The following is an 11858-nucleotide window of genomic DNA, read 5'->3' as shown; positions in this document are numbered from 1 at the left end:
ATGAGAATTTTAGTTTGTAAAGACTATGATGAGATGAGTCAAAAGGCGGCTCAAATGATTTCTAGTCAAGTCATGTTAAAACCTGATTGTGTTTTAGGTCTTGCAACCGGTAGTACACCAATTGGGATGTATAAAAAACTTGTTCAAATGTATCAAGAGAAGATGATTGATTTATCGGAGGTAACAACATTTAATTTAGATGAATATTTAGGATTATCAAAAGATAATGAGCAAAGCTATCATTACTTTATGCAGAATCATTTATTTGATCATGTCAATGTTAAACCGAGAAGGATTCATATTCCTAACGGTAATACTGAAAATGTCGATGACGAATGTAATTTTTATGATCAACTCATTGCAAAATCAAATGGTATTGATATTCAAGTGCTAGGGATTGGAAATAATGCTCATATTGGTTTTAACGAACCACAAATTAGTTTTGAGAAGGGAACGCACGTCGTTGAACTCGATGATTCAACTCGAGAGGCTAATGCTCGATTTTTTGAAACACTTGATGAAGTTCCTAAGCAGGCTATTACGATGGGGACAGGAACCATTCTAAAAAGTCGTAAAATAATGTTGCTTGCATCAGGTAGAGCCAAAGCAAAGGCAATCTACGATACGGTACATGGTCATGTCTCACCGGAGGTCCCTTCTTCTATTTTACAGTTTCATCCGGATACAGTTCTCATTTTGGATGAAGAGGCTGCGAGTCTTTTATCGGAAAAGGATTATAAACGTCTTTAATCAAAAAGCCATTAAGGGATTATCCTTAATGGCTTTTTGATATAAGTCTTTACTTTTTAGGAAGGGATCTTTATAAGATAATTGAACGTTTCGTGAGGGGAAGGTGCTGAGCTGCCTAAGAGGAATCTTAAGTTCGTCATCAGCAGGACCCGTGGATTAACATTTCTTTCAAAAGAGACAAAAACGGAGTGAATACTTTCACTCCGTCGTTGAATGTTGAATAAAGAATAATTAATTTTGTAATAATTTTTTAGCTTGGATTTGCCCCATTAAGTTTAAGATGTAACCGACTACCCCAACGGCAATGAATAACATACAAGCAGAAGTTAATCCAATTTTATTTGAAAGGGTTGTAAATAATAAGGCTGAAATCGAACTACCTAAGGCGAATGACATACCGACTTTTGCTAACTTCATTGTTCCATCACGTTGTCCAAAAACATCTGACGGCATAAAGGCTGGTGCTGATGTGATTGTAAAGACAGTTAATCCAGATAAGATAGGAACAAGGAATCCAACAAAGCTTCCGGTTGGCATAAAGGCCATGATAATTAAAGCTAAGACGTTAGCGATTCCTGATAAAACCATAGGAACGAATGATCCTAATTTATCGAATAATTTACCACCTGCAACGTTACCAATTAAACATGATACACCAAAGATTGAACCCGCAACCCCTAATTGACTTGCTTCGAATCCTTTTTTAGCTAAGACCGGAATAGCTTGTGTTGATACCGCAACTACTGCGAAACAGATTAATGCACAACCTGCCCAGAAAGTCCAGAAAGCAGATGTTTTACTTGTTTCTTTATCTGATAACCCATCGAATTTTTGACGAGTTGGTTTTGCTGTTTCTGTATTAGAAGCTTTATCAGCTGGAATTTCGCCTTGTTTTGGATATCTAATGAATAATAAAGCTAAAGGAACCCCAATCACAATCATCGCTAATCCTAAGATGATGTATGTTCCACGCCATCCAACATTAGCTAATAAGTTAACAGTAATTGGCTGTAAGAAGACGTTACCGATTGATCCACCCGCTAAGGCAATTCCTAACGCAGTCCCACGACCCTCACCTGGGAACCAATGACTCATCATAACTGGTAAAGATAAACCAGTGAATAAGATAGTCCCAATTTGAGTGAAGAAGGCACTACCATTAAACATAATAGCATTTTGGGCTAAACCGTATGATGCGAACGCTAGACCACCAATAATTAATCCGGCTACATAAATATATTTAATTTTGAATTTTTCATAGAATTTCGCAAAAAATGGGTTGAATAAGGCAGGGATTGTTCCTGATAAATATAATAAGGTAAATCCAACTTCAGTTACGACCCCTGATTCAGAAACCGGTGTTTGCATTTGACTTTGTAAGTTTTGAGAAATACAGTATGGTAATGCTTGGATTAACATACAAATGAACACGATAAAATATCTTTTACCATTGCTAGCTTTTACAGTCTGATCCATATCAGAGTCCTCCTATATCATTTTCCGTATTTAGTTTTCGTTATAAATGGGCGATTTTTAAGAAACAATTTCTAGGACTAATCGGTTAATCAATGATAAGGAGTTAATAGCTCCCGAAAAGATTGTTTCTTAAAAATAAGAATCTTTAATTTTGTTGCGTAACAGTAAACTCGTCATTAAATGTAAACAACTTCACTTCTTTGGCATCTAAATCTTCGTGATGCATATTGATCGCGGAAATACTATGGTTCGTATAAGTTTTATAATAGTAGATTCCTTTTTCTTGATCGATACATGACGTATACAAAGTGATGTCATTTAAATGCTGAGGCGTTACAACCGATCCGCGTACCATGGCGACCCCGTTTAAAATATGGAAAAACTCGCTCATTCCAGAATAATTGACATCTGCATAATCAATATGATTACGTAAGAAGGCAGCTTTTACGAAGCGTGAAGGTGAAGAGTAGTCACCAGGTAATCCAAAGGCACCAAGCCCTTGACCTAATGGTTTTAGATTCTGTTCACCCCATGCGGTATCTTGAGGTTGGGTAGCAGTAAGTCCCATATACTGTGTTAAATTTGTAAGGTGCCAATCAAATGTTGGCGCATTCGTCAAAACACCGACCTTATTATCCATTACTTTTAATCCATTTACGGTTTTTTCAACGACAATACTTTCACCTGTTTTATCGCAGATCATCCAATGGAGTGGAGAAATCGGTACTTGTTCATTTAATGGAACCCCAACTAGTACAACATTTTTTAAAGCTTCTTTTACCTCTTTAACCGTTTCAAAATTAGCGGCAACCCATAAGAGTAAATCATAAGGTGCAATATTTGTTTTACCCTCTACGGATTTGTCGTCCCAGTGTGCGTATTTCGGGAAATTTAATCCCGCTGCAGCTAATCCCTTCTCATTACAAACATCTGCATAAGAAGGATGTTCATCAATTAGTGTTCCCATTCCGATAATCGCATATTTCGTTTGTTCTACTTCTCCAGTTGCACGATTTTTATAACCAAAATGTCTTGGAGTTAAGAGAACGGATTGATTGAACGAATACTCAATATCCATGTTGCGACCAAATAAATGAGAACCGTCTTTAGCTGTTAGTGATAGTGCAGTACACATCGGTGATTTCCCCTTTCTAGTACATCAACGTTCATTTAATCTGACATTGTTTTAAGAAATCTTACCTTGTTGAATGTAAGATTAAGATTTATATTTTATACAATATATCTACATTTATGAGTGATAAGCTCTACCATTTTAGAGCAAAATACTCATCGAAAAACAAGGTCTACTCTTATAATGCCTAATTTTTGATGTATTAAACGCACATTTTAAGGATGTTGCTAATAATTTTTAAATTAAAGAGGGTCCATTGATAACGTTAAAATGGATGTTTTTTTGTAAACATGAGGCTTAATTCATCATGAAAAACCTCTTAATCAACGTTACTGATATAGTTTAATCCCATTTTGAAAATAAGTAAAATAGATTATTTTTATATAGATTATAAGTAAAATTTATGTAAGGGGAATCACGTGGATGAAGAAGGATCCTAGTCTTCTAATAAAAAGAAATTCAACTTTGATTCGCATAAAAAGATTTTATATTTGATGAAACAGATTCTTGTGTTCGAAAAGAGAATTATCTTAAAGTTAAAGGTCTTAAAGAATTTTTTTTAGCTGTTCATCTAGGGGAGGCCGAATAATTCCTTTCAGAGAGTAAATCATAACTAGTTGTCATTAAATTTATCAAAGGAGAAGGTGGAAAAGGTGATTAAATCGATTTTAATGTTAGGACAATCCAATATGGCTGGAAGAGGGTTTATTAGCGATGTTCCTCCTATTTATAATGAACGAATTCAAATGTTGCGTAATGGAAGGTGGCAACTCATGACTGAACCCATCAATGTTGATCGACCGGTTTCAGGGATTAGCTTAGCAGGTTCATTCGCAGAGGCATGGTGTCATGAAAATCCAAGTGAAACGTTAGGGTTAATTCCGTGTGCTGAAGGAGGAAGCGCATTAGATGATTGGGCAATTGATCAATCATTATTTAAGCATGCACTTAGTGAGGCTAAATTTGCGATGCAAAGCAGTGAATTAATTGGTATTCTCTGGCATCAAGGAGAAAGCGATAGTTTTAATGGAAATTATAAAGTCTACTATAAAAAATTACTTCTAATTATAGAAACGCTTCGTGAAGAGCTCGGTGCTCCAAATATCCCATTAATTATCGGAGGATTACCAGACTTTTTGGGCAAGCAAGGATTCGGGCAAAATTGTAAGGAATATGAGTTCATTAATAAAGAATTAGAGAGATTTGCGTTTAATCAAGAAAATTGTTATTTTGTAACGGCGAAGGGGTTAACTTCTAACCCGGATGGGATTCATATAGATGCTATTTCTCAAAGAAAGTTTGGAATAAGGTATTTTCAAGCCTTTTCGAAGCAGGAACATGTCCTAACCCCACTCATTCATGAGGAAAAATTAGTAGGGCAATTAGCCGCACGCAAAAATACAAAAACCGAAAAAATTTACATAAAAACATTGGATTTTTCACTTGGGAAAATATCGTACGATGACTATCTATCTGCAGTAATGAAAATTAACTCAGAGGAATAAAATCTTAAATTAAAGGAGGAAGGGATTACTTTTGATCCCTAGTCATAACATTTTAATAATCGTTAGAATGTGTGAGGAGTATGATAAATAAAGGGTGTACTGTATGAGCAATAAGAATAAAAAATAACGAAGGATTTGAATCAATCGATGGTTTAAAAATAATGATTGATAACAGACTCGCTCTAATTTCAATGGTTGTTATAGGTAGGAATATATCGAAAAAAGGTGCGATTTTATCATATGAGGACAGTTATTTACATATGATTTGATGTAATGTCCACTTAGATGATAAATGTGTCGTTTATAGAATGGAGTGTCCAGTGGGGATCAAGTCTGGGGGGATTTGTTGATGAAAAAAAATGAGAATATGATTAGTTTCGTTTTGGGAATTATTTCAGCGGTTCTATCAGGGTTAACATTTTTAATTGTCCTTTTCTTTGCAGGTCTAACTGAAGATGGGGGATTAGGATTTCAATCGATGTTAGTCATATTAGGTTTAGTTTTTAACATCCTGTCCTTAGTTTGGGCAAATTCGAACACAAAAAAAATGCGATTTGGACTCATTGTATCAGGGATATTGTACCTTTTTGGAGGAGGGTTCTTCGCTATTATTAATGCCATTTTAGCAATTATTGCGGGATGCGTTGTTAAAGTAAATAAAAAAGATGAACTAAAATTTAATGTTATGGATAAAACAATAGATTTAGGATCCATTGTTAAAGGAAAATAAGCGACAGTGTGATAAAAAGGGCAAAGACGTTAATCTTTGCTCTTTTTAGACGTTATAGGGAGATTTTTCAGTAGGATAGGCGGTCTCTCTGTTTAATAATTAGCGTCTTAATAACATAGGAAATGATTTGTTGCTTAACTTTAAAGGTGGTATAATAAGGAAATAAATAATCAGTTGAGGAAGGATGAAGAATGTGTTAGCGAAGATGATTACATTAAATAATGGTGTCAAGATGCCGATCATTGGATTTGGAACTTTCAAGGTTGAAGATGGACAGCAAACGATTGATGCGGTGAAGTGTGCACTTAGTCTGGGATATCGCCATATTGATACAGCTGCTGTGTATCAAAACGAAGAGGGGGTTGGGCAAGCCATTAAAGAAAGTGGTGTGCCACGAGAAGAAATTTTTTTAACGAGCAAAGTGTGGAATAGTGATCAAGGATATGAATCAACCTTAAAGGCATTTGAAACGTCATTAAAAAAATTACAGACGGATTATTTAGACCTATATCTTATCCATTGGCCTAAAGCTTTAAACCGTGAAACATGGCGCGCTCTAGAAGAATTATACCGCCAAGGACGTATTCGTGCGATTGGTGTTTCGAATTTTAAAGAGCACCATCTTGAGGATTTATTAGAGGTAGCTACGGTGGTGCCAGCTGTTAATCAAGTGGAATATCATCCACGGATGATGCAAACTTCACTTGCAAACTATTGTAAGGAAAAAGGAATCCAATTAGAAGCATGGGGACCTTTAATGCAGGGACAGGTGTTTGAGATTGATGTCTTACAACAATTAGCAAAGAAATACAATAAAACAGTTGCTCAAATTGTGTTACGTTGGGATATTCAAAACGGTGTGGTCACGATTCCAAAATCGGTTAATGCCAATCGAATTCAAGGAAATGCTGATATCTTTGATTTCGAACTAACAGCGGAAGACATGGCACAAATTAACGCGCTCAATAAAGAGGAGCGTATCGGTCCAGATCCAGACCATATTACTTTTTAATTGATGAGGGCTAACCATTATCCGAGTGTGGGTAATGGTTTTTTTAATTAGTAAAGATAAATAGGCGGAGGATGAGGCGATAGACTAAGCATGTTTTAGGTCCAATTAGGTGAATTAATTGGGCAGAGGGTACAAATGATAACGGTTATAAAAAAAGGCTTACTTTTATAGAACTTCGTGCCAAAATATGATAGTATGATACCAGGAGTATAAAAAATAAAAGTGCATAAAGAGGAAGTTTTATGTTTAATCATGAACAAATAAAAAAATTTACGGATGTCGAGATGTTAATTTACAACTACATCTTGCAAAATGCTCAGCAAATTCGATTTATGACCATCAGAGAGTTAGCCGATGCGACACATGTATCAACATCGGCCATTATGCGATTTTGTAAAAAGTTAGATTGTGAAGGCTATGCTGAATTTAAAGTACAGTTTAAAATGTATTTAGAGGAGAAGAAGGAAAAACAACCTCTCAATGATATTTCTGAAATTACGCATTACTTTGAAACCATTCATCATGGGGAATTCGAGGAAAAGATAAATCAGGTTGCCGATATTGTGAGTGCCTCGGAACAAATTGTTTTTATTGGTGTTGGAACATCTGGAATCTTAGGTAAGTATGGAGCTCGTTATTTCTCTAATATCGGAAAGTTCAGTTATGTGATTGATGATCCCTTTTATCCGAATATAGGACACGTGAGTGAAAGAGCAGTCGCCATTGTTTTATCCGTTTCAGGAGAAACAGAGCAAACGATAAATTTAGCGAGACATTTTTTACAGCAACGTTGCACGATTGTAAGCATTACGAATAGTACAAGTTCAACGTTGGCTAAAATGTCACACTATAACTTGTCTTACTATATGACGAGTCAAAAAAACAATAAGGAATATGATATCACCACACAAGTTCCTGTTGTCTTTATTTTAGAGTCAATCGGTAGACGGATTAAGTAGGTGCATACACACAGTTAGTGTCTATGCACTTTTTTGTTGTCACAAATTGTTTCGCATTTGGCACAAATATCAAAGCGCTGTCACATATGCTTATATCCCGAAATACTAATGACAGAAAGGGCTTTATTATTTACAATATGTATGAAACAAAGTTAGAGAATGATGTGGAGGTATATTAAAAATGGCGATTGATTATGGTCAAACAGCAAAAGAGTTAATTGTTGCCCTAGGTGGGAATGAGAACATCAATAATGTAACGCACTGTGCTACACGATTACGTTTTATTTTAAATGATCACTCACATGTGAATAAAGAGACAGTTGGTAAGATTAAAGGAGTTATTACAACGGTAGAAGCGGGGGGACAATTCCAAGTTGTGATTGGAAATCACGTGAAGGATGCCTATGAACACGTGTTAAAGTTAGTGGATATTAGTGAAGAGAATGTTTCAACATCGACTGAAAAAGTTGGAATTTTCAGCCGTATCATTGACGTGATTTCAAGTATTTTTGCCCCATTCTTATACACGTTGGCAGCGTGTGGGATTTTACAAGGAATTTTAGGCGTTTTAGTGGCTTTAGGCTGGATAGATACGGAAGGTGGAACTTATCAAGTTTTAAACTTTATTTCTTGGACAGCCTTTACCTTTTTACCTGTATTGATTTCGGTTACAGCCGCTAAAAAGTTTAAGGTAAATCAATTTATTGCGATTGTTATCGCGTGTGCACTTATTTCGCCTGATTATAATGCCATGGTCGATAATGGAACGCAGTTAAGTTTCTTAGGCATTCAAATTCAAATGTTAAGCTATACTTCATCAGTTATCCCAGTTATTTTAGCCGTATGGGTAGCTGCATATGTTGCACGATTCTTTGAAAAAGTATTACCAACCGTGATTCGAAACTTATTTACACCAATGTTTACGATTGCTATCATGGTTCCATTTACTTTATTAGTGTTTGGACCATTTGGAGCGACAATTGGTGGAGCTATTGGAGATACTTATAACTACTTATATAATTTAAGTCCGATTGTAGCTGGAATCATTGTTGGAGGACTTTGGCAAGTACTTGTTATTTTCGGAGTTCACTGGGGAATTACACCTGTTACGGTAGGAAACTACGCCTCACTTGGTTTTGATACGTTTACCGCTTTACAAGCATCAGCTGTGTTTTCACAAGCAGGGGCAGCGTTTGGAGTCTTCTTTAAGTCTAAAAATAAAGAATTAAAAGAGGTTTCTTTACCAGCCGCTGTGACAGCCGTTTTTGGAATTACTGAACCTGTTGTTTACGGAGTTAACTTACGACTTAAAAAACCAATGATCTGTGGATGTATCGCGGGTGCTGTGGGTGGAGCAATTGCCGGAGCCTTCAATGCTGTATCATGGAGCTACAATATGCCGGGTATTGCAACAATTCCAGCCTTCTTTAAATCAGGTCATATGACGCCGTTCATTGGATTCATCATTTCAATTGTCGTTTCATTTGTACTTGGAATGGTATTAACAATGATTGTCGGATTTGATGACGAAACAAACTAATTAAACTGATAAATAAACGATAAAGGATGACGCTAATAGATAAGGAGAGACAAAGATGAATCAATTACCTAAAGATTTTTTATGGGGTGGAGCTGTTGCAGCCCATCAAGTAGAAGGTGGCTATAATAAAGGTGGTAAAGGCGTGAGCATCGTAGATGTCCTAACCGGAGGGGCACACGGAGTCGATCGCGTTATTACCGATTCAATTGAAGAGGGAAAATATTATCCAAACCATGAGGCTGTTGATTTTTACGGTCATTACAAAGAAGATATTGCACTATTTGCAGAATTAGGATTTAAATGTTTTAGAACGTCTATTGCTTGGACGAGAATCTTTCCAAAAGGTGATGAATTAGAACCAAATGAGGAAGGATTAAAGTTTTATGATGACTTATTTGATGAATTATTAAAATATAATATTGAGCCAGTCATTACGTTATCTCATTTTGAAATGCCACATCATTTAGTTAAAGAATATGGTGGATGGACGAATCGTAAAGTGATCGATTTCTTTGTTCACTATAGTGAAACAGTGATGAAACGTTACAAAGATAAAGTAAAATATTGGATGACGTTTAATGAAATTAATAATCAAAAAAATTATAAGTACCCATTATTCGGATACACGTGTTCAGGGGTTATTTTTAATCATCATGAAAATCCGGAAGAATGTATGTATCAAGTTGTTCACCATCAATTAGTGGCCAGTGCAAAGGTTGTGACGCTAGGTCATCAAATTAATCCTGAGTTTAAAATTGGATGTATGATGGCTTGTGTTCCTCTTTACCCTTACTCTTGTAAACCAGAAGATATGATGTACTCTGTGGAATCGATGCATGATCGTTACTTATTCTCAGATGTTCATGTTCGTGGAGAGTACCCATCTTATGCGATTAAAGAGTGGCAACGAAAAGGATTTAATATCCATATGGAGCCGGGAGATAAAGAGATTTTGAAAAATGGGACGGTCGATTATATCGGATTAAGTTATTATATGACAAACGCTGTTAAAGCTGATCATGTAGTAGAGGGAACGGGGCTTGATGGATTCCCTGGAAGTGTTCCAAATCCTCACGTAAAAGCATCTGATTGGGGATGGCAAATTGATCCGATTGGATTACGTTATGCCTTAAATCTACTCTACGAACGTTATCAAAAACCATTATTTATCGTTGAAAATGGATTTGGCGCGATTGATAAAGTTGAAGAAGATGGATCGATTAACGACGATTATCGAATTGACTATTTAAGAGCCCATATTGAAGAAATGAAAAAAGCCGTTGTATTAGATGGGGTTGACTTAATGGGATATACTCCATGGGGATGTATCGATTGTGTGTCATTTACAACAGGTGAATATAAAAAACGTTATGGATTCATTTATGTTGATAAACATGACGATGGATCAGGAACGATGAAACGAATGAAAAAGAAAAGCTTTGATTGGTATAAACAAGTCATTGCAACAAATGGAGAAGAATTATAATATAGTTTACAACTGATAGTTATTCAATCAGTGAAAAAAGGTGTTGTCAACGGACAACACCTTTTTTGTGTATTCGAAGGAGGGGAGATTAACCATTGAGGGGAGGAACCAGGTGCTAGTCAAACGAGGGGGGATGTGATATAATCGTGCTCATATAAAAAGCATGGGAGTATAATGGATAAAAAAGTAAGAATGAGTCGATGGTCAGTCTAGGTTGAGGGAGAGGGGAATTTCATATGAAAAAAAAGTGGGCGGTTTTTGGAATCGTCATTACCTTAATGATAGGGTACTGCCAAGTTGTTGCACAAGCAGACGTCGGGGGTTCCTTTTCAGGTGGAAGTTCGAGTAGAGGAGGCGGTGGAAGCCGTGGAGGAACAACGACCTATCACTCTTCCTCTTCAAGTTCGGCTTATGGGAGACGCTACGGTTCACAAACTTCACCAGTCGTCCTCTTTATCATCGCTGGCTTAATGGCAAGAGGGTTTTATGACCGTCCAAGAAACCGTAGAAATTTGAAAAAAGAAGGCCGGATTGCATTAGCGCAGCTACGAGATGCGGATCCAACGTTTAAAGAAAGAGACTTAGTCCATACCGTTCAAGAGATTTTTATCAACGTCCAAGAAGCCTGGTCGGCAAAAGATATGCGTCTGGTTGAAGACATGGAAACACCTGAACTTTTTAGGCTTCATCAATCACAACTGGAACGCTATCGCCAAAAAAAGTGGACCCCACATGTTAAAACGAAACGAATTACCGCCGTACGCCTCGTCTCTTTTTCAGAAACAGCTAACGAATTCTCAATCGTCATTTGCTTATCAGCTCGCGTTGTTGACTATACATTAAGTCGAGACGGCCTAGTGGTCGAAGGTGAAAAAAGAAAGGTTCATCGCCGAGATTACCGCTTACGCTTTAACCGCTCGAAAAAAGGGAATCAAGGTTGGCGTCTCGACGATTACCGCGAATGGATGGAAAACGAATTTATGTGCTATGATTAAAAAGACATAAATTCCTCAGTCATTCTCAAGTCATTATTTAATAGAGAGGACTTGATCGAATAAAAATCACCGATATAAAACATTAAAAATAGAATAACCTGATCGATACAAAAAAAGGCCAGCGAGATTAAGAAGAAACTCGTTGGCTTTTTTGCATAAATCGATGCAGGCTTCCCAATTTAACTAGGGAAGCCTTTTTAAAGGTTAGTTGGCTGTTTCAGACGAGGCAGTTTGGATAAGGGGAGTCATTGTTTTATCTCATCATTATGATGC

10 protein-coding genes are annotated in these 11858 nt (G+C 36.5%); 8 read left to right on the top strand and 2 right to left on the bottom strand.

Features of this window, described 5'->3' with window-relative positions; translation table 11 throughout:
- Positions 1-750, top strand: coding sequence for a glucosamine-6-phosphate deaminase (nagB, locus tag VXM77_RS09920; protein WP_338506227.1), 750 nt, complete (start codon positions 1-3; stop codon positions 748-750).
- Between the two features lie 231 nt (positions 751-981).
- On the opposite strand, the gene VXM77_RS09915 is transcribed toward nagB, so the two are convergent.
- Both VXM77_RS09915 and bsh read right to left on the bottom strand, forming a co-directional pair.
- The gene (locus VXM77_RS09915) at positions 982-2226 is read right to left on the bottom strand and encodes an MFS transporter (protein ID WP_338506225.1); all 1245 of its coding nucleotides are present in this window, start codon (positions 2224-2226) and stop codon (positions 982-984) included.
- Positions 2227-2371: 145 nt separating this feature from the next.
- Entirely contained in the window at positions 2372-3361 is a 990-nt protein-coding gene (gene bsh / locus VXM77_RS09910) for a choloylglycine hydrolase (protein ID WP_338506223.1), read from the bottom strand.
- A gap of 650 nt (positions 3362-4011) precedes the next feature.
- Here bsh and VXM77_RS09905 point away from each other — a divergent pair.
- From VXM77_RS09905 to VXM77_RS09875, 7 genes are all read left to right on the top strand, one after another.
- On the top strand, positions 4012-4863 hold the full coding sequence (locus VXM77_RS09905; protein WP_161830929.1) for a sialate O-acetylesterase: 852 nt from the start codon (positions 4012-4014) through the stop codon (positions 4861-4863).
- 349 nt (positions 4864-5212) lie between these two features.
- Entirely contained in the window at positions 5213-5593 is a 381-nt protein-coding gene (locus tag VXM77_RS09900) for a hypothetical protein (protein ID WP_161830930.1), read from the top strand.
- A gap of 184 nt (positions 5594-5777) precedes the next feature.
- Entirely contained in the window at positions 5778-6605 is an 828-nt protein-coding gene (locus tag VXM77_RS09895) for an aldo/keto reductase (RefSeq protein WP_161830931.1), read from the top strand.
- 242 nt (positions 6606-6847) lie between these two features.
- Positions 6848-7564: a MurR/RpiR family transcriptional regulator gene (locus VXM77_RS09890; RefSeq protein WP_161830932.1), complete on the top strand. Its 717-nt coding sequence runs from the start codon at positions 6848-6850 to the stop codon at positions 7562-7564.
- 181 nt (positions 7565-7745) lie between these two features.
- Positions 7746-9104: a PTS transporter subunit EIIC gene (locus VXM77_RS09885; RefSeq protein ID WP_262950371.1), complete on the top strand. Its 1359-nt coding sequence runs from the start codon at positions 7746-7748 to the stop codon at positions 9102-9104.
- 55 nt (positions 9105-9159) lie between these two features.
- Entirely contained in the window at positions 9160-10590 is a 1431-nt protein-coding gene (locus VXM77_RS09880; RefSeq protein ID WP_338506219.1) for a 6-phospho-beta-glucosidase, read from the top strand.
- A gap of 236 nt (positions 10591-10826) precedes the next feature.
- Positions 10827-11585 (top strand): Tim44-like domain-containing protein, encoded by a 759-nt coding sequence (locus VXM77_RS09875; RefSeq protein WP_338506218.1) that lies wholly within the window; start codon positions 10827-10829, stop codon positions 11583-11585.
- The last annotated feature ends 273 nt before the right edge of the window (positions 11586-11858 follow it).

It is taken from the genome of Turicibacter sp. KK003, assembly GCF_037014675.1.
Taxonomy (GTDB): Bacteria; Bacillota_I; Bacilli_A; order MOL361; family Turicibacteraceae; genus Turicibacter; species Turicibacter faecis.
The sequence above is the reverse complement of the archived record's forward strand: the minus strand, read 5'-3'. Positions and strand labels throughout refer to the sequence as shown.